Annotated in this window: 21 protein-coding genes and 3 pseudogenes; 8 read left to right on the top strand and 16 right to left on the bottom strand. The window is 73.1% G+C overall.

Annotated elements, in window-relative coordinates; all coding sequences use genetic code 11:
- Nucleotides 1-55 precede the first annotated feature (55 nt).
- Nucleotides 56-883, top strand: a complete 828-nt coding sequence (locus tag ACOTKD_RS20015; protein WP_424890333.1) for an inositol monophosphatase family protein — start codon at nucleotides 56-58, stop codon at nucleotides 881-883.
- A 71-nt stretch (nucleotides 884-954) separates the two neighbouring features.
- Nucleotides 955-2,361 carry a phytoene desaturase family protein gene (locus tag ACOTKD_RS20010; protein WP_424890332.1) on the top strand — a complete coding sequence of 469 codons (1,407 nt, stop codon included), beginning with the start codon at nucleotides 955-957 and terminating at the stop codon, nucleotides 2,359-2,361.
- 43 nt (nucleotides 2,362-2,404) lie between these two features.
- On the opposite strand, the gene ACOTKD_RS20005 is transcribed toward ACOTKD_RS20010, so the two are convergent.
- The 5 genes from ACOTKD_RS20005 to ACOTKD_RS19985 form a co-directional block, all read right to left on the bottom strand.
- Nucleotides 2,405-3,001, bottom strand: a complete 597-nt coding sequence (locus ACOTKD_RS20005) for a Clp protease N-terminal domain-containing protein (RefSeq protein WP_424890331.1) — start codon at nucleotides 2,999-3,001, stop codon at nucleotides 2,405-2,407.
- 2 nt (nucleotides 3,002-3,003) lie between these two features.
- Nucleotides 3,004-3,228 carry a hypothetical protein gene (locus ACOTKD_RS20000; RefSeq protein ID WP_424890330.1) on the bottom strand — a complete coding sequence of 75 codons (225 nt, stop codon included), beginning with the start codon at nucleotides 3,226-3,228 and terminating at the stop codon, nucleotides 3,004-3,006.
- 67 nt (nucleotides 3,229-3,295) lie between these two features.
- Complete coding sequence (locus ACOTKD_RS19995) at nucleotides 3,296-3,868, bottom strand: hypothetical protein (protein ID WP_424890329.1); 573 nt, start codon at nucleotides 3,866-3,868, stop codon at nucleotides 3,296-3,298.
- Nucleotides 3,865-4,155, bottom strand: coding sequence for a hypothetical protein (locus tag ACOTKD_RS19990; protein ID WP_424890328.1), 291 nt, complete (start codon nucleotides 4,153-4,155; stop codon nucleotides 3,865-3,867). Before ACOTKD_RS19990 ends, ACOTKD_RS19995 begins: the two co-directional genes overlap by 4 nt.
- Nucleotides 4,156-4,214: 59 nt before the next feature.
- A complete protein-coding gene (locus ACOTKD_RS19985) occupies nucleotides 4,215-4,985 on the bottom strand; it encodes an SIR2 family NAD-dependent protein deacylase (protein ID WP_424890327.1) in 771 nt (256 codons plus the stop codon).
- A 287-nt stretch (nucleotides 4,986-5,272) separates the two neighbouring features.
- Between ACOTKD_RS19985 and ACOTKD_RS19980 the strand changes: the two are divergent.
- The 3 genes and pseudogenes from ACOTKD_RS19980 to ACOTKD_RS19970 all read left to right on the top strand — a co-directional run.
- A pseudogene (locus ACOTKD_RS19980) lies at nucleotides 5,273-5,626 on the top strand (SH3 domain-containing protein); the annotation flags it as partial.
- A 1,884-nt stretch (nucleotides 5,627-7,510) separates the two neighbouring features.
- Nucleotides 7,511-7,885, top strand: a complete 375-nt coding sequence (locus ACOTKD_RS19975; protein WP_424890507.1) for a hypothetical protein — start codon at nucleotides 7,511-7,513, stop codon at nucleotides 7,883-7,885.
- Nucleotides 7,886-7,975: 90 nt separating this feature from the next.
- Nucleotides 7,976-8,322: pseudogene (locus tag ACOTKD_RS19970) on the top strand (SDR family oxidoreductase); the annotation flags it as partial.
- A 21-nt stretch (nucleotides 8,323-8,343) separates the two neighbouring features.
- Here the strand turns inward: ACOTKD_RS19970 and ACOTKD_RS19965 are convergent.
- On the bottom strand, nucleotides 8,344-10,065 hold the full coding sequence (locus ACOTKD_RS19965) for a BCCT family transporter (RefSeq protein WP_424890326.1): 1,722 nt from the start codon (nucleotides 10,063-10,065) through the stop codon (nucleotides 8,344-8,346).
- Nucleotides 10,066-10,197: 132 nt separating this feature from the next.
- Between ACOTKD_RS19965 and ACOTKD_RS19960 the strand changes: the two genes are divergently transcribed.
- Nucleotides 10,198-11,343, top strand: coding sequence for a glycerate kinase (locus ACOTKD_RS19960; RefSeq protein ID WP_424890325.1), 1,146 nt, complete (start codon nucleotides 10,198-10,200; stop codon nucleotides 11,341-11,343).
- A 543-nt stretch (nucleotides 11,344-11,886) separates the two neighbouring features.
- On the opposite strand, the gene pssA is transcribed toward ACOTKD_RS19960, so the two are convergent.
- From pssA to ACOTKD_RS19915, 9 genes and pseudogenes are all read right to left on the bottom strand, one after another.
- Nucleotides 11,887-12,735: a CDP-diacylglycerol--serine O-phosphatidyltransferase gene (pssA, locus tag ACOTKD_RS19955; RefSeq protein WP_030367825.1), complete on the bottom strand. Its 849-nt coding sequence runs from the start codon at nucleotides 12,733-12,735 to the stop codon at nucleotides 11,887-11,889.
- On the bottom strand, nucleotides 12,722-13,378 hold the full coding sequence (locus tag ACOTKD_RS19950; RefSeq protein WP_424890324.1) for a phosphatidylserine decarboxylase: 657 nt from the start codon (nucleotides 13,376-13,378) through the stop codon (nucleotides 12,722-12,724). The genes pssA and ACOTKD_RS19950 overlap by 14 nt, the downstream gene beginning before the upstream one ends.
- Nucleotides 13,379-13,548: 170 nt before the next feature.
- Nucleotides 13,549-14,754 (bottom strand): acyl-CoA dehydrogenase family protein, encoded by a 1,206-nt coding sequence (locus tag ACOTKD_RS19945; protein WP_424890323.1) that lies wholly within the window; start codon nucleotides 14,752-14,754, stop codon nucleotides 13,549-13,551.
- A gap of 1 nt (nucleotide 14,755) precedes the next feature.
- A pseudogene (locus tag ACOTKD_RS19940) lies at nucleotides 14,756-15,274 on the bottom strand (MaoC family dehydratase); the annotation flags it as partial.
- An 81-nt stretch (nucleotides 15,275-15,355) separates the two neighbouring features.
- Complete coding sequence (locus ACOTKD_RS19935) at nucleotides 15,356-16,375, bottom strand: HpcH/HpaI aldolase/citrate lyase family protein (RefSeq protein ID WP_424890322.1); 1,020 nt, start codon at nucleotides 16,373-16,375, stop codon at nucleotides 15,356-15,358.
- Nucleotides 16,372-18,384, bottom strand: coding sequence for a protein meaA (locus tag ACOTKD_RS19930; protein ID WP_424890321.1), 2,013 nt, complete (start codon nucleotides 18,382-18,384; stop codon nucleotides 16,372-16,374). Before ACOTKD_RS19930 ends, ACOTKD_RS19935 begins: the two co-directional genes overlap by 4 nt.
- A 10-nt stretch (nucleotides 18,385-18,394) precedes the next feature.
- Complete coding sequence (ccrA, locus tag ACOTKD_RS19925; protein WP_424890320.1) at nucleotides 18,395-19,732, bottom strand: crotonyl-CoA carboxylase/reductase; 1,338 nt, start codon at nucleotides 19,730-19,732, stop codon at nucleotides 18,395-18,397.
- A 395-nt stretch (nucleotides 19,733-20,127) separates the two neighbouring features.
- On the bottom strand, nucleotides 20,128-20,967 hold the full coding sequence (locus ACOTKD_RS19920; RefSeq protein WP_424890319.1) for a TetR family transcriptional regulator: 840 nt from the start codon (nucleotides 20,965-20,967) through the stop codon (nucleotides 20,128-20,130).
- A gap of 100 nt (nucleotides 20,968-21,067) precedes the next feature.
- A complete protein-coding gene (locus tag ACOTKD_RS19915; RefSeq protein WP_424890318.1) occupies nucleotides 21,068-22,903 on the bottom strand; it encodes a 3-hydroxyacyl-CoA dehydrogenase family protein in 1,836 nt (611 codons plus the stop codon).
- A 310-nt stretch (nucleotides 22,904-23,213) separates the two neighbouring features.
- Between ACOTKD_RS19915 and ACOTKD_RS19910 the strand changes: the two genes are divergently transcribed.
- Nucleotides 23,214-23,843 (top strand): HEAT repeat domain-containing protein, encoded by a 630-nt coding sequence (locus tag ACOTKD_RS19910; protein ID WP_424890317.1) that lies wholly within the window; start codon nucleotides 23,214-23,216, stop codon nucleotides 23,841-23,843.
- A 15-nt stretch (nucleotides 23,844-23,858) separates the two neighbouring features.
- Here the strand turns inward: ACOTKD_RS19910 and ACOTKD_RS19905 are convergent, their stop codons facing one another.
- Complete coding sequence (locus ACOTKD_RS19905; protein WP_424890316.1) at nucleotides 23,859-24,887, bottom strand: Rv2578c family radical SAM protein; 1,029 nt, start codon at nucleotides 24,885-24,887, stop codon at nucleotides 23,859-23,861.
- Nucleotides 24,888-25,062: 175 nt separating this feature from the next.
- Here ACOTKD_RS19905 and ACOTKD_RS19900 point away from each other — a divergent pair, with 175 nt between their 5' ends.
- On the top strand, nucleotides 25,063-25,506 hold the full coding sequence (locus tag ACOTKD_RS19900) for an SRPBCC family protein (RefSeq protein ID WP_235483807.1): 444 nt from the start codon (nucleotides 25,063-25,065) through the stop codon (nucleotides 25,504-25,506).
- Nucleotides 25,507-25,716: the final 210 nt, after the last annotated feature.

Below are 25,716 nucleotides of genomic sequence, written 5' to 3'. Positions count from 1 at the left end.
CCCGGGGCACGCCGGGCCGTCACCGGTTGTCGGTGGGGCGTGGTTCGATGGACACATGCTCGAAGACTTTCTCGCAGGTGACCTGACCGACGTCGAGGAGGCGGTGCGCAAGGCGGCCGCCGCCGAGATCATGCCCCGCTTCCGGCAGCTCGCCGCGGACGAGATCGTCGAGAAGAACGGCCCGCACGACCTCGTCACGGTCGCCGACCGGCGCGCGGAGGAGCACCTCACGGCCTCGCTCACCGCCCTGCTGCCCGGCTCGGTCGTCGTCGGCGAGGAGGCCGTGCACGCGGATGCGGGCGTGCTCGCCGCGCTCGGCGGCGACGCGCCCGTGTGGATCGTCGACCCCGTCGACGGCACCCGCCAGTTCGTGCGCGGCGAGCCCGGCTTCGCGACCCTCGTCTGCCTCGCCCACCGCGGCGAGCTCCTCGCCTCCTGGACGTACGCGCCCGCGCTCGACCTGATGGCCGTCGCCCGCCGCGGCGCCGGGGCCGCGCTCAACGGCGAGCCGCTGAAGACCGGCTCGCCCGCCCCCGGCAAGGTCCTCGAAGTGGCGATCTCCCACTACGACTTCACCGACGACGAGCAGAAGCGCGTCCTCGCGGCGCTCGCCACCGAGGGCGTCGCACCGCGCCCCTGCGGCTCGGCCGGCCTCGAATACCTGAACGTGGCCCGGGGCAGCATCGACGGCCTCGCCTTCAGCTGGGAGAACGCCTGGGACCACGCCGCGGGCCTGCTGCTCGTCGCCGAGGCGGGCGGCGCGAGCGGGACCGTCGCCGGCGAGCCCTTCCGCATAGCCGGCGGCAACGCGCTCCCGTTCGCCGCCGCGCGGGACGAGGCGACGCTCCGTCATATCCTGGGGCTGCTGGCGTCCGCCGGCTGATCCCGAGAACGGATCCGGTGACCGGGTCCGGTGTGTTTCGAGGACGAGGGGAGTGGCGTCCGGTGCCGACCATGCTCGACGCTGTCGTCGTAGGCGCCGGGCCCAATGGGCTCACCGCCGCTGTGGAGCTGGCCCGCCGCGGCCTGTCGGTGGAGGTCTTCGAGGCCGCCGGCGCCGTCGGCGGCGGCGCGCGGACCGAGGAGCTCACGCTCCCCGGCTTCCGGCACGACCCGTGCTCCGCCGTGCACCCGCTCGGCGCCGGCTCCCCGGCCTTCGCCGCGATGCCGCTCGACCGCCACGGCCTGGAATGGGTGCACCCCGGGCTGCCCATGGCGCATCCCTTCCCCGACGGCACGGCCGCCGTCCTCTCCCACAGCGTGGGGGAGACGGCGCACTCGCTCGGCCCGCGCGACGCCGGCGCCTACCGCCGGCTCGTCGAGCCCTTCCACGGCAAGTGGGGGGCGATCGCGGCCGACTTCCTGCGCACCCAGTGGGACGGGCTGCCGCGCGATCCCGTCCTCTACGCACGGTTCGGCCTGGCCGGCGTCCAGCCCGCGGCCCTGCTCACCCGCCGCTTCCACGACGAGAAGGCGCAGGCCCTGTTCGCCGGGCTGGCCGCGCACGGCATCGGTCCCCTCACCGGCATCGGCACGGGCGGCATGGCCCTGGTCTTCGCGCTCGCCGCGCACGCGGGCGGCTGGCCGGTGCCGCGCGGCGGCTCCCAGGCCATCGCCGACGCCCTCGCCTCGTACCTGCGCGCGTGCGGCGGCAGCGTGCACACCGGCTTCGAGGTCAAGCGGCTGGACGACCTGCCGCCCGCCCGCGCCTACGTGTTCGACACCTCGCCCACCGCCCTCGCCCGGATCGCCGGCCTCGGCGACGCCTACCGCGGCTACCGCTACGGACCCAGCGTCTTCAAGATCGATTACGCGCTGTCGGGTCCCGTGCCGTGGACGTCGGAGGCCGCGCGCCGCGCCGGGACGGTCCACATCGGCCCCACGTACGGCGAGATCGACGCGGCCCTCGACGCCGCGCTGCACGGCCGCGACCCCTCGGTGCCCTTCCTCATCACCGCCCAGCCCAGCCTCGCCGACCCCACCCGCGCACCCGAGGGCAAGCACACGTTCTGGGTGTACGGGCACGTGCCGAGCGGCTGGGAGGGCGACGCCACCGAGGTGATCGAGCGGCAGATCGAGCGGTTCGCGCCCGGCTTCCGCGACCTGGTCCTGGCCCGCGCCACGGCCGGCCCCCCGCAGCTGGCCGCCCGCAACGCCAACTACGTGGGCGGGGACTTCGCCATCGGCTCCGTGGCCGGCCTGCGCCTGATCATCCGGCCCAAGCTCGCCCGCGTGCCGTACGCGACGGCCCACCCGGCCGTCTTCCTGTGCTCCTCGGCCACCCCGCCGGGGCCGGGCGTCCACGGCATGTGCGGGCACCACGCGGCGAAGGCGGTGTGGCGGAGGCTGCGGAAGGGGTAGTCCGGCCGGGGCGGGCCAGGGGGTGCGCATTCCGCCGGAAGGGCTACGCCGCTCGGGGAAGCTCCTGCAGGATCCCGTTCCGCACGGTGGCGGTGTCGGTCCCCAGCTTCCGCAGCACGCCCGCCGTCACCTTGTCGTCCGGGTCGAGGACGCCCAGGACGACGTGTTCCGCGCCGATGTGGCGCTCCTTGCGGGCGAGGGCCTCGCGCAGCGAGCGCTCCAGGGCCTTCTTCGCGCGGGGCGTGAAGGGGATGTGGCCCGTCCGGCCGGGTTCGTCCCGGCGACGGCGCCCACCGAAGGGCAGGATCCGCCGCCGCTCCCCGGGAGGGCCGGGCCGGTCCAGCGCCCCGGGCCCGAAGGTGTCCTCCGCCCGGGCCCGTACGGCCTCCAGGTCGATGCCGAACGCGCGCAGCGCCTCCGCGTCGCCCGTGCCGAGAGGACCGGCGGGCGCCAGCGCGCCCCGGCACGCCTCCGGCGTGATCCCGAACCGGGCCAGCACGGCGACCACGGGGGCGCCGGCCTGACCGAGCACACCGAGCAGCAGGTGCTCGCTGCCGATCCACGCGTGGCCCAGCATGCGGGCCTCCTCCTGCGCCTGTACGACGGCGACACGTGCATCTCGGGTGAACCGCTCGAACATGCCTACCTCCTGGCGTGTTTCTTGTGCACTGCCTGCCTGCTGACCCCGAGCGCGGCCCCGATCTCCTCCCAGGACCAGCCCTGCCGGCGCGCGCTGTCGACCTGGAGCGCCTCCAGGCGCTCGACGAGCCGCCGCAGCGCGGCGACGGCCTGCAGCCCCACGTGGGGATCGCTGTCCATGGCGGCCTCGGTGGTGCCGACCGCGTCCTTCGCATCCGTTCCGGCCATGGTGTCAACCTAGGATGACAAAGGCGCCGTGTCAACCGTCGTTGACGGGCGGGGGGGGGGATTCCGGTCAGCCGTCCGTCAGGGGGCGCTTGAAGTAGCTCCACGGGAAATAGCCGTTGCCGACCTCGGTCCAGCCGTCCGCCTCCATGCGCCGCTTGCGCCCGGCGACCGCCAGCGTGACGCGGCGGTACTCCCACTGCCGGTCGGACGCCTCCACCGCGTGGTACAGCGGGCCGAAGTCGACCAGCTCCCAGCGGTCCAGGCCCGCCTCGGCGAGGGCGGACATCTCGTTGAACGCGGTGAGCGGGGTCAGGATCCGGCGCTCGGGGGACGCTTCGGGGGCCTTGGCGTCCTTGGTGGCGAAGCGCTGCTGCGCGGCCTGCCGGCTCACCCCCAGCAGGCGGCCGATGGTGTCCCAGCTGTGCCCCGCGGCCCGCGCGCCCTGCACGGCCTCGCGCAGCAGCCGGCTCGTCTCCTCGGCGCCGGTCCGGGTGGCGGCCACCAGGCGCAGATAGCCCTCCGGGTCGTGCTCCAGCGACTCGGCGAGGCCCTTGGGGGCGCCGAGGACGGCGCTCGCGATGCCCTCGCGGATGCGGGCGTATTCCTCCAGGGTGAGCCGGACCTGCGGAGCGTCGCTCATCGCTGCCCGCCTTCGCGCAGCGGCTCCAGGGCGTCGAGGGCCGCCTCGTCGCGCTGCTGCTGCTCGGTGTCGGCGGTGCGCTGCGCCCGTACGGTGCCGAAGAGGGTGCCCATGCACGCGGTGAGGGCGAGTTCGGCGCCGATGAGGGCGAGGAACGCCGGGGTGCCGAGGTCCTCGGCGAGCCCCAGGGCGAGCGTGATCAGGGCGATGGCGCAGAGCAGCAGTCCGAGTGCGGTGCCGGCAAGGGGGGACTGTGCGGCGGTCGTTGACCGCGACGAATCGATCATGGCGTCAACCTTTCCTTGACGCCATGCCTCTTGTCAACTTTTCCTTGACGCGCGTCGGGCTACCCCGCGGTGATCCGCTCCAGCAGTGCCGGAAGCGCCGTCCCGATCGGCTCGCGCACCAGCTCGTCGGCCCGGTCGTCGTACGGCGTCGGCTCCGCGTTGACGATGATCAGCCGCGCGCCGTGGTCGGCCGCCAGCCCAGCCAGGGACGCGGCGGGGTGCACCTGGAGGCTCGTGCCGACCGCGATGAACACCTCGCACGCCTTGGTCACGGCCACGGCCTCGCCGAGCACCTGCGGGTCCAGCCCCTCGCCGAACATCACCGTGGCCGACTTCAGGATGCCGCCGCAGGTCTCGCACGCCGGGTCCGGGTCGCCCGCCGCCACGCGCTCCAGCGCCGCCTCCATGCTGGAGCGCGCCTTGCAGCGGGTGCACTGCACCGCCCGCGCCGTGCCGTGCAGTTCGAGGACCTTCCGCTCCGGCATCCCCGCCATCTGGTGCAGCCCGTCGACGTTCTGTGTGATGACGCGTACGGGCACGCCCGCCTTCTCCAGTCGCGCCACGGCCTCGTGCGCGGCGTTCGGGCGGGCGCGCAGGGCGGGTCCGTCGCGCCGCATGAGCCAGGAACGGCGGCGGATCTCCGGGTCGGACATGTAGTACGCGTACGTGACGAGCTTCTCGGCCTCCGGGTCGCGGCGCCACACGCCGTCCGGGCCGCGGTAGTCGGGGATTCCGGAGTCCGTCGAGATGCCGGCGCCGCTGAGGATCGCCACGAGGGGGCGCTTCTTGCCGCCGCCGCTGTTGTTGCTGCTGTCGTTACCGCTGGTCATGGCGTGAGCGTACGGAGCGGGTGGGGGTGCGGCGAATGGGTTTTTGGTGGAGATCTATCGACATTTTCGGCGCCTGGAGGGCGTGAGGGGGGAGGGGGGAAGTTCAAGACGATTTATCGACTTCCCGGATATTCGTTCCGATGGAGTCGTTTTATAGGCGCGGCGCTCGCTCGTGGGGGTGAAGGAAACGGCGGCAACCGGGTCAAGAAGCGGGCTCGCCTCTCGGGTGCGGGCTCGTCTGTGTGTTGCTCTGGCCGCTCCGGGTCCCTTGGAGTGAAGGGAGCGATATGTCGCTAATTCGGAGACGGGCCGGGGCCTTCGTGGCCCGGCGTGGTGCGGTCGCGCTGGGTGCGCTGATCGCCTTCTGCGCGTCGGCGGGCGGGGGCGGGGCGTCCGCGGTCACGTCTGCTTCGGTGCCGGTGCCGGTTCCTGCGGGTGGAGGGGGCAGGGCCGCGGGGGTGCCGGGCAAGGTGATCTCGCGGTTCGGCCAGAAGGTGCGGAAGGCGCCTTCGACCTCCGCGCCGGTCGTGGGGAGTTACGGCCCGGGGGAGCGGGTGAGCATCGGCTGCAAGGCGGCCGGGGAACGGGTGGACGGGGACCGCCTCTGGTACCGGCTCGTCGGCGGGCGGGGCTGGATGAGCGCCCGCTACGTACGGGCGTTCGGGCAGGTGCCGCCGTGCCGGGGTGGCGGTCACGGGGGCTCGGGCGGCTCCCACGGCGGCCTCGGGCCGCCGGGGCCGCCGGGACCACAGGGCCCGAAGGGCGACCCGGGCCGCCCGGGCCGCCCGGGCCCGGCGGGGCGGCCCGGCCCGGCGGGGCCTCCGGGGCCTCCGGGGCGTCCGGGGGCGGTCGGGCCTGCGGGGCCGCAGGGAGGCAAGGGGCCCGCGGGGCCAGTCGGGCCCCCTGGGCCGCCCGGCATCGTGGGCCCTCCGGGCGCTCCCGGCGCCAAGGGCGACCCGGGGGCCAAGGGCGCCCCGGGAGCCGCCGGTCCGGCGGGCCCGCCGGGCCCTCCGGGCGGGCCGGGGGCGAAGGGGGAGAAGGGGGACAAAGGAGATCCCGGCGCGACGGGCCCCGCCGGAGCCGAGGGTGCGAAGGGTGCTCCGGGCGCCCTGGGCCCTGCCGGTCCGGCGGGCCCGCCCGGGGGAATCGGCCCTGCCGGCCCTCCTGGCGTTGCCGGCGCCAAGGGGGACAAGGGGGATCCGGGCGCCGTAGGCCCTGCCGGCCCTCCCGGGCCCGCTGGTGAGGGGGGTCTTGTCGGCCCGCCTGGCCCCGTCGGCGCCAAGGGTGAGAAGGGTGATCCGGGGGCTGTGGGTCCTGCTGGTGCCCCGGGTGCCGTGGGTGCTGCCGGGCCCGCCGGGCCTCAGGGTGATAAGGGGCCTGCGGGGCCCATCGGGCCGCCGGGCCCTGCCGGTGCCAAGGGGGACAAAGGCGATCCGGGCGCCGTGGGACCTGTCGGGCCGCCCGGACTCGTCGGGCCTGCCGGCCCTCCCGGGCCTGTCGGCGCCAAGGGTGAGAAGGGTGATCCGGGAGCTACGGGTCCCGCCGGTCCGGTCGGGCCCGTCGGTCCTCCCGGGGCTGCCGGAGCCAAAGGCGACAAGGGTGATCCGGGGGCTGCCGGTCCTCCTGGGCCTCCCGGAGTGAAGGGCGACAAGGGCGACCCCGGTGCCGTAGGCCCTGCCGGACCCGCCGGACCCGCCGGACCCGCCGGACCCGCCGGACCCGCCGGACCCGCCGGACCCGCCGGACCCGCCGGACCCGCCGGACCCGCCGGACCCGCCGGACCCGCCGGTCTCGTCGGACCCGCTGGTCCCGCTGGTCCCGCCGGGCTCCCGGGGCCCGTTGGCCCTGCTGGCCCCCCTGGACTCACAGGTCCCGCCGGTCCCGCCGGGCCGCCCGGAGGTCCCGTCGGGCCCGTCGGGCCCAGTGGGCCCATGGGGCCTGCCGGGCCTGTGGGGCCCAGGGGAGAGCAAGGGGATCCGGGGGTCACCGGGCCTGCTGGGCCCGCGGGGCCCGTGGGGGCGGTCGGGCCCGGTGGGCCTGCCGGTCCGGTGGGACCCGTCGGACCGGTCGGGGCGGCAGGCCCCGCCGGGCCCAAGGGCGACCGGGGCGAGGCAGGCCCCACCGGGCCCGTAGGGCCCGCGGGGCCGTCAGGACCGGTGGGCCCCGCCGGACCCGCGGGCCCCACCGGCCCTACCGGATCCGCAGGACCTTCCGGCCCCACCGGACCCGTAGGACCGGCCGGCCCCGGCGGCCCCCTCGGCCCCAAAGGCGACCGGGGCGACCCCGGTGCGATCGGCCCCGCAGGGCCCGCCGGCCCGAGCGGCCCCACCGGGCCCGCGGGACCCGCGGGTCCTGCCGGAGCCACCGGGGCAACCGGCCCGACAGGGCCGATCGGTCCGCAGGGGGCCAAGGGAGACCCCGGAGCCACCGGCCCGGCCGGACCCGTCGGTCCCGCCGGAACCGCAGGCCCCGCCGGGCCGACCGGCCCCACGGGACCCACCGGCCCGAGCGGCCCCTCTGGTCCCGTGGGCCCGGTCGGCCCCAAGGGCGAACCCGGCGCCCCCGGCCCCGCCGGTCCGGCAGGCCCCGCGGGCCCCCAGGGACCCACGGGCCCGCAAGGCATCCCCGGCACCACGGGCCTCCCGCTGACCGTCGTCCAGGACCACTCCGTGCCGCCCCTCTCCCGCGACCAGCAACTCCGCAGCCCCGTCTGCCCCGCCGGCACCCGGATCGTCGGCGGCGGCTACGTCCAGCCCGGCAGCCGGATCGGCGCCCTGGAGAAGCTCGACGCGTACCCGAGCGTCATCGAGAACGCCTACCTGGTGGGCGTGAACAACACGAGCCCCACCGCCATCGACCTGCGCGTCTTCGCTGTCTGCCAGCCCGTTCCCTCCACCTGACAAGCGTCGGTGGCCCGCCCCGTCCCCATGGCGGGCCACCCGTGCAGCAGCCCTTCCCCAGTAATTGACCTACAGGTCAAAAAGATCTACGCCGGCCCCGTCGCGTACAGCGTGGCCAAGGCGGCGCTCACCGCCTTCGGCAAGTCCCTGTCCGAGGAGTTCGGGCCGAAGGGCGTACGCGTCAACACCGTCTCGCCGGGCGTGGTCCGCACCGCGATCTGGGAGGACCCGGAGGGGTTCGGCGGCAAGGCGGCCGCCGCGGCCGGCGTCGGCCACGCCGAGTTCCTGGAGCAGCTCCCGGGGCGGTTCGGCATGGCCCGCGGATCACCGAGCCCGGCGAGGTCGCGGCGCTCATCACCTTCCTGCTCTCCGACGTGGCGGCCAACATCACCGGCGCGGACCACGTCATCGACGGCGGCACGGTGAAGACCGTCTAGCCCTCGTCCAGCCCCGTCCAGCTACACCCCGCCGCCGCCCCGCGCGTCGTCGTCGCGGTCGCGGACGCTGTCCGCGACCCGGCGCAGCCGCGGGTGGCGCACCGGGCCCGGGGCCTGCTCCTCGATCGCGTCGCCGACCATCGTCCGCAGCGCGTCCCGCAGGCCGTGCATCGCGTGGTGCCGGGCCGGTCCCGCCCCGGGGTCCTCGCGCAGCTCCGACATCAGCGACCAGCACAGGGCCAGCATGACCAGCACGAACGGCAGGGCGACCAGGATCGTCGCCGACTGCAGCGACTGCAGCCCGCCGGCCACCAGCAGGACCGCGGCGACCGCGGCCATCAGGACGCCCCACGTCACCACCAGCCACGTCCGCGGGTGCAGCGCGCCGCGGCTGGAGAGCGAGCCCATCACGAGGGACGCGGAGTCCGCGCTGGTGATGAAGTACGTCATGACCAGCGCCATCGCGATCCACGAGGTGAGCGTCTCCAGCGGCAGCGTGTCCAGGAGGGCGAACAGGGACGCCTCCGCGCCGTCCTTGACGGTCCCGGCCATGTCGGCCGCGCCCGTCATGTCCAGCCGCAGGGCGCTGCCGCCCATCACGCAGAACCACACGACCGTCGCACCGCTGGGCACCAGCAGGACGCCGATGAGGAACTCGCGGATCGTCCGGCCGCGCGAGATGCGGGCGATGAACGTGCCCACGAAGGGGGCCCAGGACAGCCACCACGCCCAGTAGAAGATCGTCCAGGCGCCGAGCCACTGGGAGTCGGTGAACGCGCCCGTGCGCGTCGCGAGGGTCAGCAGGTCGTGCAGGTAGCCGCCGGCGGCCGCGGGGATGGTGTTGAGGACGAAGACCGTGGGGCCGAGGAGGAAGACGAAGAGCATGAGGCAGGCGGCGAGCACGATGTTGAGCGTGCTGAGCCACTTCACGCCCTTGTGCAGCCCGGAGAACGCCGACAGCACGAACGCGGCCGACAGGCTGCCGATGATGACCAGCTCCAGGCCCGTGGTGTCCTTCACCCCGGTCGTGATGTTGAGGCCCTTCGACACCTGCAGGGCGCCCAGGCCGAGGCTCGTCGCCGTGCCGAACACGGTGGCGAAGACAGCGAGCAGGTCGATGACCCGGCCCGGCCAGCCGGCCGCCCGCTCCTCGCCGAGCAGCGGGACGAACGCCGAGCTCAGCCGGTTGCCGCGGCCCTTGCGGAAGCCCGCATAGGCGAGGGCGAGACCCGCCATGCCGTAGATGGCCCACGGGTGCAGGGTCCAGTGGAAGAACGAGTACTCCAGCGCCGTACGGGCCGCGGCGGGCGTGTTCGCGGTGACGCCGCTGCCGGGCGGCGGGGAGACGAAGTGCAGGAGCGGCTCGCCGACGCCGTAGAACATCAGGCCGATGCCCATGCCCGCGCTGAACATCATCGCGATCCACGCGAGGTTGCTGAACTCCGGCTGGTCGTCGTCCCGGCCGAGCCGGATCCGGCCGAAGCGGCTCACGGCGATGACCACGCACAGGGCCAGGAAGACGTCCGCGGCGATCACGAACAGCCAGGCGAAGTTGGACAGCACCCAGTTCAGCGCCGACTTCGTCAGCCGGTCGAAGGAGTGCTTGCCCAGCGCCGCCCACGCGACGACCGCGAGCACCGCCGCGCCGCCGATCGCGACCAGGGCCGCGTCCGGGGGCTCCTCCCCGCCGCCCGGGGCGGCGGGGGCATGCGGGTCGGACGGATCGTGCGCATGGGTGCTCATGACGCCCCACTATGGCCGGAAGAGTACGCAATTGGGCGGACTGGCACGCCGCGCGCGGGCATGGGCAACGGCGGATCCGCCCCGGTAGGGTCCAGGCGGCACGGCCGGGCTGTAGGCGAGGGGTGGCGCGCAATGACGGATGCCGTACGGGTGCTGATCGCCCCGGACAAGTTCAAGGGCTCCCTGACGGCCGTCGACGTCGCCCGGCACGTCGCCGCCGGGCTGCGGCGGTCCGCGGACGCCGCCGGCAAGCCGCTCGACATCGCCGCGCTGCCCGTCGCGGACGGCGGGGACGGCACGGTCGACGCCGCGGTCGCCGCCGGCTTCGAGCGCCGCGAGCTGCGGGTGACCGGTCCGACCGGGGCGCCGGTCACCGCCGCGTACGCGCTGCGCGGCGGCACGGCGGTCGTGGAGATGGCCGAGGCGTCCGGGCTGCGGCGGCTGCCGGGCGGAGTGCCCGCGCCGCTCACGGCCACCACGTACGGGACCGGTGAGCTCGTACGGGCCGCGCTCGACGCGGGCGCGCGCACGCTCGTCCTCGGCATCGGCGGCAGCGCCACGACGGACGGCGGGGCCGGGATGCTGGGCGCGCTCGGCGCGCGGCTCCTGGACGCGTCCGGCGCGCCGGTCCGGCCCGGGGGCGCGGCCCTCGCCGGCCTCGCCACGGCCGACCTGTCGGGGCTCGACCCCCGGCTGCGGAGCGTGGACCTCGTCCTCGCGAGCGACGTCGACAACCCGCTGACCGGACCGGCGGGGGCCGCCGCCGTCTACGGCCCGCAGAAGGGCGCGGGCGCGGACGACGTGGCCCTGCTCGACTCCGCGCTCGCGCACTACGCCGCCGTGCTCGACGGCGGCGCGCTCGCGGGCGCGGCCGGGGCGGGCGCGGCGGGCGGGCTCGGATACGGGGCGCTGGCCGGGCTCGGCGCGGTCTTCCGGCCCGGCATCGAGGTCATGCTCGACGTCCTCGGCTTCGCCGGCGCCCTCGCCGGCGCGGACCTCGTGATCACCGGCGAGGGCTCCCTCGACGCGCAGACCCTGCGGGGCAAGGCGCCGGCCGGAGTGGCCGCGGCGGCCCGCGAACGCGGTGTCCCGGTCGTGGCCGTCTGCGGCCGGCTGGCCCTGTCCGCGGAGGAGCTGTCCGCGGCGGGCATCGAGCGCGCGTACGCCCTGACGTCCCTGGAGCCGGACCTGTCCCGCTGCGTGGCCCTTGCCGGGCCCTTGCTGGAACGCGTCGCGGAGCGCATCGCAGAACGCATCGCGGAGGACCGCCTGCGGTAGCCCGGCACCGGGCACCTCCGGTGGGGGATATTCGCCACGGCGGGTTCGGCGCGGCCGCTTCCTCTCGGCCTCTCGGCCGGACTCGCCCCTGGGCGAGGGCCTCGGCCCGCCGGGCACCGCCGGCGCCTCCGGCGGCGGCTTGTTCGCCGTTGCGGCGGGGCGAGAGGGCAGGCCCTCCCGTTCGGAGCCGGAGGGCTCGGCTCCCGGCCGAGGCGCGGCAGGCACCGCCGGTCCGCGCCGCGAGTGCTTCTCGCCGTTGCGGCGGGGGCTTCCTGCCTGCGGCAGAGGCATGGGCGTGCGCTGATCGAGAGGCCCGGCCTCTTCCGTCCCACCGCAACCGGAGGTGTCCGGCGGTGCCCACCGCACCTCGGGCGAGAGCCGCCTGCCGAGAGCCGGGGCATCGCCGAGCCCCCGCCGCGAGGGCACACCGCCCGCACCCCGCACACCCCGCACCGCCCACCGCCCCGGAAACGCCGGACGGGGTGGTCCCCGAACCCGAAGGTTCCGGGACCACCCCGTCCGTGGTCACCCGCGACGCCGCCGCTACGGCAGCTGCGTCGCCCTCGCCTCTCGGCGGTTGTCGCGGAACGTGTTCACCCGGCGCGCCGTGGCGAACAGGGGGATCACCGCGCCCAGGACGACCTGGAGCGCGCAGCCCGTCTGGAGGAGGAGCTCGCCGCCCGGGGCGTCGAACGCCCAGGCCGCCAGCAGGCCCATGCTGAGCACGATCCAGCTGAGCATCGCCACCGCGAGGCGCCCCCGCGGCTTGGGGTACTCGACCCGGCTCACCATCAGCCACGCCACGCCCACGATCGCCAGCAGCGTCGGGACGAAGGGCAGCTCCAGCAGCACGATCGAGACGACCGTGAGCGCACCGAAGGGGCTCGGCATGCCCTGGAAGATGCCGTCCCGCAGCTGGACGCACGAGAAGCGCGCCAGTCTGAGGACGACCGCCAGGAGCACCACGACCGCGGCCACGGCCGACACCCGCTGGTGGGCGTCGTCGGCGACCATGCCCCACACGACCACGAAGTACGCCGGGGCGAGCCCGAAGCTGATCAGGTCGGAGAGGTTGTCCAGCTCCGCGCCCATCGCCGAGCTGCGCAGCTTGCGCGCCACGAGCCCGTCGAAGAGGTCGAAGACCGATGCGAGGAGCATCAGTATGACCGCGGTGGCCGCGCTGTGGCGGGCCATGCCGCCGTCCTCGTTCCCCGTGAGGTGGGGGATGAGGACGCCGGTGGTGGTGAAGTACACCGCCATGAACCCGCAGATCGCGTTACCGAGTGTGAGCGTGTCCGCTATTGAGAGCCGGGTGGACAGCGGCATGGTCTCCGCGTCCTCGGCCTCGTCCGCCTCGGGCACCCACGATGCCTCTTGATCAATCACGGTCAAGGCGTGTCACCCCCGCCGTGGTCTTCTGCCCGACCTCGACCGCGACCTCGACGCCCTCGGGGAGGTAGATGTCGACGCGCGAACCGAAGCGGATCAGGCCGATCCGCTCACCCTGCTCCACCTTGGTGTCCGCGGTGAGGTAGGGCACGATGCGCCGGGCGACGGCGCCGGCGATCTGCACCATCTCGATGTCGCCGAGCTCGGTGTCGAAGTGCCAGACGACGCGCTCGTTGTTCTCGCTCTCCTTGTTGAACGCCGGAACGAACCCGCCGGGGATGTGCTCGACGGACGTCACGGTGCCGGCCAGCGGCGCCCGGTTGACGTGGACGTTCAGCGGGCTCATGAAGATCGCGACCCGGGTGCGCCCGTCCTTCCACGGCATGATGCTCTGCACCACGCCGTCGGCCGGGGAGATGACCCGGCCCGGAGCGATGTCGCGCTCGGGGTCGCGGAAGAACCACAGCATGCCCGCCGCGAGCGCGGTGGTGGGCACGGCCAGCGCGGCCCAGCGCCCGGAGCGCCGGGCGCGGGTCAGGCTTACCGCCGCCGTGGCGACGGTCGGGAGGAGCCACGGCGATGCTCCGCGCGCGAGGCGAACGCCGGCGAGGCTGTCGCGGTGTGCAGAGGAAGAGCTGTGGGGCATGGGTGACCTTCGTAGCGGAGGGTGCCGCGAAACGATTGGGGGACGGCGGCTTTCGGGGGATGCTATCGGTTGCGACCGGCAACTGGCTAAGCGCCAGGGCCAGTCCGTGGCCGAAGTCCGATGACAGGGTGTGATCTTCTTCTCGGCCAAACCACCCCTAACCGGAACAATTATCCCTGGATCCGGTACTCCTCGAGTAGCCGGCGACCAATGATCATTTTCTGGATCTCTGCCGTTCCCTCACCGATGAGCAGCATGGGGGCCTCTCGGTAGAGGCGCTCGATCTCGTATTCCTTCGAGAACCCGTATCCGCCGTGGATGCGGAACGCGTCCTCGACCACCTCCTTGCAGTACTCGGAGGCCAGGTACTTGGCCATTCCGGCCTCGAGATCGTTGCGCCGGCCCGAGTCCTTCTTCCGGGCCGCATTCACCATCATCGCATGCGCGGCTTCGACCTTTGTCCCCATTTCGGCAAGTTTGAACTGGATGGCCTGGTGCTGGGCAATGGGTTTTCCGAAAGTTTGCCGCTGTTGTGCGTAGGCCACCCCGAGCTCGAACGCACGCTGTGCGACTCCGCAGCCACGCGCCGCGACATTGACCCGGCCGACCTCGACGCCGTCCATCATCTGATAGAAGCCCCGGCCCGTGACCCCGCCGAGCACGCGGTCGGCCGGCACCCGCAGCCCGTCCATGATCAGCTCGGTGGTGTCGACGCCCTTGTAACCCATTTTGTCGATCTTTCCGGGGATGGTCAGCCCCGGCTTGACCTCGCCGAACCCCGGTTCCTTCTCGATCAGGAAGGTCGTCATCGACTTGTGCGGCGCGGTGCCTTCGGGATGTCCCTCGTCCGTCCGGCAGAGGACCGCCACCAGCGTCGACGTGCCGCCGTTCGTCAGCCACATCTTCTGGCCGTTCAGGACGTACTCCTCGCCGTCCCGCACGCCCTTCGATGTGATTGCGGACACATCCGAGCCGAGACCCGGCTCCGACATCGAGAACGCGCCCCGGATCTCCCCCGCCGCCATCTTTGGCAGGAAATAGTCCTTCTGTTCCTGAGTGCCGTGCTGCTTGAGCATGTACGCCACGATGAAGTGCGTGTTGATGATCCCCGACACGCTCATCCAGCCCCGGGCGATCTCCTCCACGCACAGCGCGTATGTGAGAAGGGACTCACCCAGCCCGCCGTACTCCTCCGGGATCATCAGGCCGAACACCCCGAGGTCCTTGAGGCCCTCGACTATCTGCGCGGGGTACTCGTCCCGGTGCTCCAGATCCGTGGCGACCGGGATGATCTCCTTGTCGACGAAGTCACGGACCGTCGAGAGGATCTCCTGCTGGACGTCCGTCAGCCCGTCGGTCTGTGCCAGGCGGCCCATCTCACTTCTCCCGGATGATCGGCTCGGGGCGGCCGGGCTGCTCCCCGCCGCGCTCCTCGATGTACGTGGCGGTGGGCACCATCACCTTCCGCCGGAAGGTGCAGACCACGGTGCCGTCCTGCTTGTAGCCGATGGTCTCGACGCGCACGATCCCGCGGTCGCTCTTCGACTTCGACGGCGTCTTGTCCAGCACGCGCGTCTCGCCGTAGATCGTGTCGCCGTGGAAGGTCGGCGCGACGTGCTTCAGCGACTCGACCTCCAGGTTGGCGATGGCCTTGCCCGAGACGTCGGGGACGGACATGCCCAGCAGGAGCGAGTAGACGTAGTTCCCGACCACGACGTTCTTGCCGAAATCGGTCGTCTTCTCCGCATAGTTGCTGTCCATGTGCAGCGGGTGGTGGTTCATGGTCAGCAGACAGAACAAGTGGTCGTCGTACTCGGTGACGGTCTTGCCGGGCCAGTGCCGGTACACGTCGCCGACCGTGAATTCTTCGTAGGTGCGGCCGAACTGCATGGTGCTGCCCCTCCGGGGGTGCTGTGACCAGGCCCCTTCGGGGCCTGGAGCGGGGGATTGGTGGCGGCCGAACTCCCGGGCCGTGGCTCAGGCCTCCGGGATCTCGAACTTCGACGTGCGGGACAGCCCCGCCGCCCGGCCCTTGCCCGCGATGACCAGGGCCATCTTCCGGCTGGCCTCGTCGATCATCTCGTCGCCGAGCATCGCCGAGCCCTTCTTGCCGCCGGCCTCCGACGTGCACCAGTCGTACGCGTCGAGGATCAGCTCGGCGTGGTCGTACTCCTCCTGCGAGGGGGAGAAGACCTCGTTGGCCGCGTCCACCTGGCCGGGGTGCAGCACCCACTTGCCGTCGAAGCCCAGCGCCGCAGAGCGCCGCGCGATCTCCTTGTAGCCCTCCACGTTCTTGATCTGCAGGTACGGGCCGTCGATGGCCTGCAGGTCATGGGCGCGGGCCGCCATCAGGATGCGCATCAGGATGTAGTGGTAGGCGTCCGCCGGGTAGCCGGGCGGCTGCTCGCCGACGACCAGGGACCGCATGTTGATCGAGGCCATGAAGTCGGCGGGGCCGAAGATGAGCGTCTCGACGCGCGGCGACGCGGCGGCGATCTCGTCCACGTTCACCAGGCCCTTGGCGTTCTCGATCTGCGCCTCGATGCCGATGCGGCCGACCTCGAAGCCCATGGTCTTCTCGATCTGGGTGAGCAGCAGGTCGAGGGCGACGACCTGCTGGGCGTCCTGGACCTTCGGCAGCATGATGCAGTCGAGGTTGGGGCCGGCGCCCTCCACGACGGTGACGACGTCGCGGTACGTCCAGTGCGTCGTCCAGTCGTTGACGCGGACGGCCGTGGTCTTGCCGGTCCAGTCGCCGTTGTTGAGCGCATCCACGACCAGGTGGCGGGCACCCTCCTTGGCCAGTGGGGCGCAGGCGTCCTCCAGATCGAGGAAGACCATGTCGGCGGGGAGGCCCTGGGCCTTCTCCAGGAAGCGCGGGTTGCTGCCGGGAACCGCGAGGCACGAGCGGCGCGGGCGCAGCGGCTTCGCATGGGAAGGGGCAGCCGCGAAGTGGCTTCCACCCGGGGTGGTGGCGGGAGACGGGTGGGCGGTCATGCGGGGACCTCCAGCGGGTCGAGGTGGTTCGCTTTCCGGATCTCGTCGACGATACGTCCGATGATCTCCGTGATGCCGAAATCTTTGGGAGTGAACACCGCGGCGACGCCGGCCGCCCGCAGAGCGGTGGCGTCCGCGGACGGGATGATGCCCCCGACGATGACGGGGACCTCGCCGGCCCCCTCGGCGCGCATCCGCGCCAGGACGTCGGGGACGAGCTCGGCGTGCGATCCGGAGAGGATCGACAGGCCGACGCAGTGCACGTCCTCGGCGACGGCCGCCGAGACGATCTGTTCCGGGGTGAGCCGGATGCCCTGGTAGACCACTTCGAAGCCGGCGTCGCGCGCGCGGACGGCGATCTGCTCGGCGCCGTTGGAGTGGCCGTCCAGGCCGGGCTTGCCGACGAGCAGGCGCAGTTTGCCGCTGCCCAGCTCCCCGGCCGTACGGGCCGCCTTGGCGCGGACGGCGGCCAGCGGGCTGCCGGCCTCCGCGGCGACCGCGACGGGGGCGCTGCTCACGCCCGTGGGGGCGCGGAACTCCCCGAAGACGTCGCGCAGGGCCCACGACCACTCGCCGGTCGTGACACCGGCGCGGACGCACTCCAGCGTGGCCGCCATCAGGTTGTCCGAGCCCGCCGCCGCCTTCTTCAGCGCGGACAGCGACTCCTGGGCGCGGGCCTCGTCGCGGTCGTCGCGCCAGGCGTGCAGGGAGGCGACGACACGGGCCTCGTTGGCCGGGTCCACGGTCATGATCGCGGTGTCGAGGTCGGCGGTGAGGGGGTTGGGCTCGGTCGACTCGTAGCAGTTGACGCCGACGATCTTCTCCTCGCCGGCCTCGATCCGGGCCCGGCGCTCGGCGTGCGAGGAGACCAGCTGCGACTTCAGGTAGCCGGACTCGACGGCCGCCATCGCGCCGCCCATCTCCTGGATCCGCTCGATCTCCGCCAGGCACTCCCCGACGAGCGCGTCCACCTTGGCCTCGATGACGTGCGACCCCGCGAAGATGTCGTCGTACTCCAGCAGGTCGCTCTCGTGGGCGAGGACCTGCTGGATCCGCAGGCTCCACTGCTGGTCCCAGGGCCGGGGCAGGCCCAGCGCCTCGTTCCAGGCCGGCAGCTGCACGGCGCGGGCGCGGGCGTCCTTGGAGAGCGTCACGGCCAGCATCTCCAGGACGATGCGCTGGACGTTGTTCTCCGGCTGCGCCTCGGTCAGGCCGAGGGAGTTGACCTGGACGCCGTAGCGGAAGCGGCGCTGCTTGGGGTTCTCGATGCCGTAGCGCTCGCGGGTGATGCGGTCCCAGATCCGGCCGAAGGCCCGCATCTTGCACATCTCCTCGATGAACCGGACGCCGGCGTTGACGAAGAAGGAGATCCGGGCGACGACGTCGCCGAACTTCTCCTCCGGCACCTGGCCGGAGTCGCGCACCGCGTCCAGCACCGCGATGGCGGTGGACATCGCGTACGCGATCTCCTGGACCGGCGTGGCCCCCGCCTCCTGCAGGTGGTAGCTGCAGATATTGATCGGGTTCCACTTGGGGATGTGCGCCACCGTGTACGTGATCATGTCGGTGGTCAGCCGCAGCGACGGCCCCGGCGGGAAGACGTGCGTCCCGCGCGAGAGGTACTCCTTGACGATGTCGTTCTGCGTCGTCCCCTGCAGCCTGGTGACGTCCGCGCCCTGCTCCTCCGCGACCACCTGGTACATGGCCAGCAGCCACATGGCGGTGGCGTTGATGGTCATGGAGGTGTTCATCTGCTCCAGCGGGATGTCCTGGAACAGCCGCCGCATGTCGCCCAGGTGCGCGACCGGCACGCCGACCCGGCCGACCTCGCCGCGGGCGAGGACGTGGTCGGAGTCGTAGCCGGTCTGCGTCGGCAGGTCGAAGGCGACCGAGAGACCGGTCTGGCCCTTGGCGAGGTTGCGCCGGTAGAGCGCGTTGGACGCCTCGGCGGTGGAGTGCCCGGCGTAGGTCCGCATGAGCCAGGGCCGGTCCTTTTGACGCTCAGTCATTCCTGCGCTCTCACTCGTTCCGGAAGCGGTTGATGGCGTCGATGTGCTTCGCCCGCATCTCCTCGTCGCGGACCCCCATGCCCTCCTCGGGGGCCAGCGCGAGCACGCCGACCTTGCCCTGGTGGAGGTTGCGGTGCACGTCGTACGCGGCCTGCCCGGTGTCCTCCAGGCGGTACGTCTTCGACAGCGTGGGGTGGATCCTGCCCTTGGCGATGAGGCGGTTGGCCTCCCACGCCTCGCGGTAGTTGGCGAAGTGCGAGCCCACGATGCGCTTCAGCGACATCCACAGGTAGCGGTTGTCGTACTCGTGCTTGTAGCCCGACGACGAGGCGCAGGTGACGACCGTGCCGCCCTTGCGCGTGACGTACACCGACGCGCCGAAGGTCTCGCGGCCCGGGTGCTCGAAGACGATGTCGACGTCCTCGCCGCCGGTCAGCTCGCGGATGCGCTTGCCCAGGCGCTTCCACTCGCGCGGGTCCTGCTCGTGCTCGTCCTTCCAGAACTTGTAGCCCTCGGCCGAGCGGTCGATGATCGCCTCGGCGCCCATCCGGCGGCAGATCTCGGCCTTCTTGTCGCTGGAGACCACGCAGATCGGGTTGGCGCCGCCGGCGAGCGCGAACTGGGTCGCGTACGAGCCGAGTCCGCCGCTCGCGCCCCAGATCAGGACGTTGTCGCCCTGCTTCATGCCGGCGCCGTTGCGGGAGACGAGCTGGCGGTAGGCGGTGGAGTTGACCAGGCCCGGGGCGGCCGCCTCCTCCCAGCTGAGGTGGCGCGGCTTGGGCATGAGCTGGTTGGACTTCACCAGTGCGATCTCGGCGAGACCGCCGAAATTGGTCTCGAAGCCCCAGATGCGCTGCTCGGGGTCGAGCATCGTGTCGTCGTGGCCGTCGGCGGACTCCAGCTCCACGGACAGGCAGTGGGCGACGACCTCGTCGCCGGGCTTCCAGGCGTTGACGCCGGGGCCGGTGCGCAGGACCACGCCCGCGAGGTCGGAGCCGATGACGTGGTACGGCAGGTCGTGCCGCTTGGCGAGCGGGGAGAGCTTGCCGTAGCGCTCCAGGAAGCCGAAGGTGGGCAGCGGTTCGAAGATCGAGGTCCAGACGGAGTTGTAGTTCACCGAGCTGGCCATGACGGCCACGAGCGCCTCGCCGGGCCCGAGTTCGGGCACCGGCACCTCCTCGACGTGCAGCGACTTGCGCGGGTCCTTCTCCCGGGTGGAGAGGCCCTCGAACATGCCGGCCTCGTCCTTGTGCACGGTCACCGCGCGGTAGGAGTCGGGGACGGTCAGGGCCGCGAAGTCCTCGGGCGTACTGTCCGGCGCGAGGATGGCGTCGAGTATCTGGTTCACGGTATTGCCTCCGGCGAAGCACGTTGGGGGAACGGCTTGAAGGAACGTCGGGGGTGGTGCGGGGAAGTGCTGAGGGGAAGTGCTGAGGCGGTGCCGTCGGTTCGGCGGTGGTGCGGGGCGGTGCTCGGTGCAGCTTCGACCCGGCGCCGGTGGGCGCGGTGGGAGTGCCTGTGACGCAGGCGTCCGGGCGCACAAGATGCTTGTGGGGACAGCCGGCGCGCGACGGTTGTGTCTGCGCGCCGGCCGCCCGGACACCGACAACGTATGGCACGCCGTGCCACACGACAAGACACTCGGTGCCAACAATTTCTCTCAGATGTCATCCGGAGGGCACGCATGAGCAACGAAGGCCGCCCCTAGGGGGCGGCCTTCGTCGGTGAATATCCGGTGATGTCCTACTTCTTCTTGAGCGCCTTCTCGATCGCTCGCATGACCTCGTCCAGCGGCGCGTCCGTCCGGGCCACCGTGACCAGCACCTCGCCCTCGGCCCGCGCGGTCGCGCCCGGGGCCTTCTCCTGCCGGTCGCGCCCGGCCCCGATGCCCGTGCCGAAGGTCTCCCGCACGATCGCGAACGCGTGGTCGAGCTGGGACTCCACGTCGCCCTGCCCGCCGCCGCGCAGCCAGCGCCGCAGGACGTGGTTGTGCGCGGTGACGACGGCCGACGCGGCGACCTCGGCGAGCAGCGGGTCGTCGTCGCCCACGTGGTGCGCGCCCTCGTCGAAGTGGCCGAGGAGGTAGCGGGTGAACAGCCGCTCGTACCGGGCCACGGAGGCGATCTCGCGCTCGCGCAGGGCCGGCACCTCGCGGGTCAGGCGGTAGCGCTCGACGGACACGGCCGGGGAGGCCGCGTACATCCGCATGACCTCCTTGATGCCCCGGCAGACGGTGTCGAGGGGGTTCTCGTGCGGCGGGGCCGCGTCCAGCACCCCGGCGGCCCGCACGAGCGTGTCGTCGTGGTCGGGGAAGATGGCCTCTTCCTTGGAGCGGAAGTGGCGGAAGAAGGTGCGGCGGGCGACGCCGGCCGCGGCCGCGATCTCGTCGACGGTCGTCGCCTCGTAGCCCTTGGTCGCGAACAACTCCATCGCGGCGGTGGCGAGTTTGCGGCGCATGTTAAGGCGCTGGGCGGCGGCCCGGCGGCTGCCGGCGCTCTCGGGGCCGGGGTGCGGATCTCGGGTCTCACGGGGTGTTTCGGCGGCCGTGCGCGAAGCGCGGACGGCCTTGGCGGGCTGGGGCATGTGGGGAACGTAACACGCGTCCGTACGGGCGCGCCGGGACGGACCGTCCCCCGGTTCGAGCAGTCCGCCCCAGCCCGCGTCGCGCTCGCGTGCCGTCCTGTCAGGCCTTCGCATACTCGCGGAAGCCGCGGCCCGTCTTGCGGCCCAGGCAGCCCGCCGCCACGAGGTGCTCCAGCAGGGGCGCGGGAGCGAGGCCCGGGTCGCGGAACTCGCGGTGCAGGACCTTCTCGATGGCCAGGGACACATCGAGCCCCACGACGTCGAGCAGTTCGAAGGGGCCCATCGGATAGCCGCCGCCGAGCTTCATCGCCGCGTCGATGTCGTCCGGGCTCGCGTAGTGCTCCTGCACCATCTTCACCGCGTTGTTCAGGTACGGGAACAGCAGTGCGTTCACGATGAACCCGGCCCGGTCGCCGCAGTCCACGGCGTGCTTGCGCACCTTCGCGCAGACCGCGCGGACGGTGGCGTGCACGTCGTCCGCGGTGAGGACCGTACGGACGACCTCCACCAGCTTCATCGCCGGCGCCGGGTTGAAGAAGTGCATCCCGATGACGTCCTGCGGGCGCGAGGTCGCGCGGGCCAGGGCGACCACGGGCAGCGAGGACGTGGTCGTGGCCAGCACCGCGCCCGGCCTGCAGACCTTGTCGAGCGTGCCGAACAGCTGCTGCTTGACCGCCAGGTCCTCCGCGACCGCCTCGACGGCGAGGTCGACGCCGGCGAACGCGTCCAGCGAGCCCGCCGGCTCGATCGCCGCCAGGGCGGCGTCCCGCTCGGCGGCCGTCAGACGGCCCTTGTCCACCGAGCGCGCGAGGGACCCCGCCACCCGCGCCTTGGCGGCCTCGGCCTTCTCCTGCGTGCGCGCCGCGAGCACCACGCGGTGGCCGGCCTTGGCGAAGACCTCGGCGATGCCGCTCGCCATCGTGCCCGACCCGGCCACGCCGACCGCGCGCACCTCGCGCGGCCTGGCCGCGGCCCCGTCCCCGCCCCTGCCCGGGGTCTCCGCGTCCGGCACGACCACGGCCGAGTCCGGCCCGTCGTAGGTGTAGAAGCCGCGGCCCGCCTTGCGGCCGGTCAGGCCCGCCTCCGCGAGCTGGCCGAGGACGGGGGCGGGCGCGTGCAGCCGGTCGTGGGAGGCCGCGTACATGGCCTCCAGGACCGTGCGCGCGGTGTCGATGCCGATCAGGTCCAGCAGGGCGAGCGGGCCCATCGGCAGCCCGCAGCCCAGCCGCATCGCCGCGTCGATGTCCTCGCGGGTGGCGTAGCGCGACTCGTACATCGCCGCCGCCTGGTTCAGATAGCCGAACAGCAGGCCGTCGGCGACGAAGCCGGGCCGGTCGCCCACCGCCACGGGCTCCTTGCCCAGCTCGCGGGCGAGGGCGGTGACGGCCGAGACGGCGGCCGGCGCGGTCAGCACCGACGAGACGACCTCCACCAGCTTCATCGCCGGCGCGGGGTTGAAGAAGTGCAGCCCGAGGACGCGCTCGGGGCGGGCCGAGTCCGCGGCCAGCCGGGTCACGGACAGCGCGTTGGTGCCCGTCGCCAGGATCGTGCCGGGGCGCACGATCGCGTCCAGCGCGGTGAACACCTCGTGCTTGAGGGCGTAGTCCTCGGGCACGACCTCGATCACCAGGTCGGCGCCGGCCGCCGCCCGCAGGTCCGTGGCCGTGCGGAAGCGGGCCAGCGCGGCCCGCCGCTCGTCCTCGGTGATGCGCTCGCGGCGCACCGCGCGGGCGGTGGCGGTCTCCAGCGCGCGGACGGCGTGCGCGGCCGCGGCCTCCGAGACGTCGATGCCCACGACGTCGCGGCCGGCCCGGACCAGGACTTCGGCGATGCCGGCGCCCATGGTGCCGAGGCCCACGACGGCGACGGCCCGCAAGGGGGCGGGGGACGGGAGGCTGGGCGGCTCGGCCGGCGGAGGGGTGGACGTACGGTCCATCGCGAGACTCCAGAAGAAGGTCCCCGTGCGCGCGGGGATGCGTCGGTCGGATGCGTTTCCGGGTACGGGTAAGGGGCGACCGCGGAAAGGGAGTTGTACGACCGGCAAGGCCCTGTCCCGGGGCCGTGCCGTACTCGACGGGCCGAACCGACGAACCGACGTCGAAGCGAGCGGGCGGCTGCGTCACCAGGCCGCCCGAGCGGGGGTGCCGCTCTTGCCGGGAGATTAACTCACGGGTAACCAAGAGCGCCAGGGTCTGGGCGGGCGACCTACCATGTGGCACAGGCCACTCGGGGAGGAGAAGCGGGCAGTGACAGGAGCCGAGAGGGCAGAAGAGGAATTCCGTGCGCTGGTCAAGCGGGTGCGGGCCGAGCTGGTCACGTCCGCCGAGTTCGCCGGCTTCGAGCGGCTGCTCGCGCTCGTCCGCTCCCGCGACGGCGGCCCGCCCGCCCGGCGCGCCCGCCGGGACGAGCTCGCCGGCATCCTGGTCGCCCCCGAACAGCCGCTGTGGGCCCGTGAGATCGCCGCCTTCGTCCTGGGGGCGGAGGGCGACCGGCGCGCCTTCGAGACGCTCATACTGCTCCTCAACTACCGGGAACCGGTGCGCTGCGCCACCGCCGCCTTCGTCCTCGCCCGCCTCGGCGACCCCCGCACCGCCCGCGCGGCCGCGGCCCTCGCCACCAACCCGCTGCGCACCGCCTACGCCCTCCACCCCGTCCGCCTGCTGACCGAGCTCCGCGCCCCCGAGTCCGTCCCCGCCCTGCTCGCCACGCTCGAACGGCTGCTGGCGGCCCGCGACCACTGCTGGCCGATCGCCCGCGCCTGCGTGGAGGGCCTCGGCGCCCTCGGCGACCGCCGCGCGGAGGACGCCCTGGTGGCGGCCCGCGAGCACGAGCGGCTGCGGGCGGCGGCGCACGAGGCGCTGGAGCGGCTCATGTGACGGGCGGGCCGCCGCTCACAGCAGGGTGAGCTGGGTCGCCCGGGACGGTTCGGGAGGCGGGGGTGCGGTGACGCGGCGGTGTTCGCCGGGGCCCGTGGGGCCTATGCCGAACTCCGCGGCGTATTCGTGGACTTGGCGGGTGATGCGCCGCTGGTACCACTTCGGGGCGTAGGCACCGCCCGCGTACATCGTCTCGTAGCGTCGCACCAGGTGCGGATGGTGGCGGGCCAGCCAGGCCGTGAACCACTCGCGGGCGCCGGGGCGCAGGTGGAGCGCGAGCGGGGTGACCGACGTCGCGCCGGAGGCGGCGACGGCGCGGACCGTGGCGCGCAGCTGCTCGGGGGAGTCGCCGAGGAAGGGGATGACCGGGGCCATCAGCACGCCGCAGGCGATGCCGTGGCCGGTGAGCGTCCGGACGGCGGCCAGGCGCCGCTCGGGCGAGGGGGTGCCGGGTTCGACCGTGCGCCACAGCTCGCGGTCGAGGAAGCCGGCGGAGACCGACACCCCGACGTCGGTGACGGCCGCGGCCTGGCGCAGCAGCTCCAGGTCGCGCAGGATCAGCGTGCCCTTGGTGAGGATCGAGAAGGGGTTCGCGCGATCGCGCAGCGCGGCGATGATGCCGGGCATCAGCCGGTAGCGGCCCTCGGCGCGCTGGTAGCAGTCGACGTTGGTGCCCATGGCGATGTGCTCGCCGCGCCAGCGCGGGGCGGCCAGCTCGCGGCGGAGCACTTCGGGGGCGTTGACCTTGACGACGATCTGGGAGTCGAAGCCGAGGCCGGTGTCCAGGTCGAGGTAGCTGTGCGTCTTGCGGGCGAAGCAGTACACGCACGCGTGCGTGCAGCCGCGGTAGGGGTTCACGGTCCACTCGAAGGGCATCCGGGAGGCGCCGGGGACCCGGTTGACGACCGACTTCGCCCGGACCTCGTGGAAGGTGACGCCCCGGAACTCCGGGGTGTCCAGGGTGCGCGACACCACGTCGGTGCCGAAGAGCGCGGCCGTGGCGGCGCCGTCGGCGCCTCCGTCGCCCAGGCCGGACCAGCGCATGGCGCTCCTCCTTCACATCACTACCGAATCGTTCTCGTGTTCGATCCCTCCCTTTCGAGATTAGAACACATGTTCGCGTCGAGTGAGGGGGTCCGGATTTGGGCGGGTGTGGCGTTGGTGGTTGGCTGTGCGGCGAAGCACGTAGCAGTTCGGTACGACGTCCGGAGGACAAGCCATGGGCCAGGTCGAGGCCACCACGGAGCGGATCATCGCGGCGGACCCCGAGGAGGTGTTCGACGCGCTGGCGGACTACACCGGCACCCGGGCCAAGCTGCTGCCCGAGCACTTCAGCGAGTACGAGGTGCGCGAGGGCGGGGACGGCGAGGGCACCCTGGTGCACTGGAAGCTCCAGGCCACCAGCAAGCGCGTCCGCGACTGCCTGCTGGAGGTCACCGAGCCGACCACCGGCCAGCTGGTCGAGAAGGACCGCAACTCCTCCATGGTGACCACCTGGACCGTCACCCCGGCCGGAGAGGGCAAGGCCAAGGCCGTCGTCAGCACCGTGTGGAACGGCGCCGGCGGCATCGGCGGCTTCTTCGAGCGCACCTTCGCCCCCAAGGGCCTCGGCCGGATCTACGACGCGGTGCTCGCCAAGCTGGCCGCGGAGGTCGAGAAGTAGCCCGGCGTGCCCGCGCGCAGCCGCGCCAGCCATCGGCGGAAGCCCGGACCGGTCGCGGTCCGGGCTTCACCGTTTCGGGTGGTTTCCCCGGTGCCGCGCCGGGCCGTCGTATGCCTCCGACCGGCGCAAAAGCCCCACGGATGGCCTCTCGGGTCAATCCCCTCGGTTGCCCGCCGTTGTCGCGAAATGCGAGAAAAGGGCGGCGATAGC

This window comes from Streptomyces sp. XH2 (assembly GCF_049725035.1).
In the GTDB taxonomy this organism is placed as follows: domain Bacteria; phylum Actinomycetota; class Actinomycetes; order Streptomycetales; family Streptomycetaceae; genus Streptomyces; species Streptomyces roseoverticillatus.
Note: the sequence above shows the minus strand (reverse complement) of the source record. Positions and strands in the feature narration are given on the sequence as shown.

Bases quoted from the DNA above. Each gene is read 5' to 3' on its own strand.
- ACOTKD_RS20015 (WP_424890333.1), top strand. From the start codon at position 56: ATGCTCGAAGACTTTCTCGCAGGTGACCTGACCGACGTCGAGGAGGCG.
- ACOTKD_RS20010 (WP_424890332.1), top strand. From the start codon at position 955: ATGCTCGACGCTGTCGTCGTAGGCGCCGGGCCCAATGGGCTCACCGCC.
- ACOTKD_RS20005 (WP_424890331.1), bottom strand. From the start codon at position 3,001: ATGTTCGAGCGGTTCACCCGAGATGCACGTGTCGCCGTCGTACAGGCG.
- ACOTKD_RS20000 (WP_424890330.1), bottom strand. From the start codon at position 3,228: ATGGCCGGAACGGATGCGAAGGACGCGGTCGGCACCACCGAGGCCGCC.
- ACOTKD_RS19995 (WP_424890329.1), bottom strand. From the start codon at position 3,868: ATGAGCGACGCTCCGCAGGTCCGGCTCACCCTGGAGGAATACGCCCGC.
- ACOTKD_RS19990 (WP_424890328.1), bottom strand. From the start codon at position 4,155: ATGATCGATTCGTCGCGGTCAACGACCGCCGCACAGTCCCCCCTTGCC.
- ACOTKD_RS19985 (WP_424890327.1), bottom strand. From the start codon at position 4,985: ATGACCAGCGGTAACGACAGCAGCAACAACAGCGGCGGCGGCAAGAAG.
- ACOTKD_RS19965 (WP_424890326.1), bottom strand. From the start codon at position 10,065: ATGAGCACCCATGCGCACGATCCGTCCGACCCGCATGCCCCCGCCGCC.
- ACOTKD_RS19960 (WP_424890325.1), top strand. From the start codon at position 10,198: ATGACGGATGCCGTACGGGTGCTGATCGCCCCGGACAAGTTCAAGGGC.
- ACOTKD_RS19950 (WP_424890324.1), bottom strand. From the start codon at position 13,378: ATGCCCCACAGCTCTTCCTCTGCACACCGCGACAGCCTCGCCGGCGTT.
- ACOTKD_RS19945 (WP_424890323.1), bottom strand. From the start codon at position 14,754: ATGGGCCGCCTGGCACAGACCGACGGGCTGACGGACGTCCAGCAGGAG.
- ACOTKD_RS19935 (WP_424890322.1), bottom strand. From the start codon at position 16,375: ATGACCGCCCACCCGTCTCCCGCCACCACCCCGGGTGGAAGCCACTTC.
- ACOTKD_RS19930 (WP_424890321.1), bottom strand. From the start codon at position 18,384: ATGACTGAGCGTCAAAAGGACCGGCCCTGGCTCATGCGGACCTACGCC.
- ACOTKD_RS19920 (WP_424890319.1), bottom strand. From the start codon at position 20,967: ATGCCCCAGCCCGCCAAGGCCGTCCGCGCTTCGCGCACGGCCGCCGAA.
- ACOTKD_RS19915 (WP_424890318.1), bottom strand. From the start codon at position 22,903: ATGGACCGTACGTCCACCCCTCCGCCGGCCGAGCCGCCCAGCCTCCCG.
- ACOTKD_RS19905 (WP_424890316.1), bottom strand. From the start codon at position 24,887: ATGCGCTGGTCCGGCCTGGGCGACGGAGGCGCCGACGGCGCCGCCACG.
- ACOTKD_RS19900 (WP_235483807.1), top strand. From the start codon at position 25,063: ATGGGCCAGGTCGAGGCCACCACGGAGCGGATCATCGCGGCGGACCCC.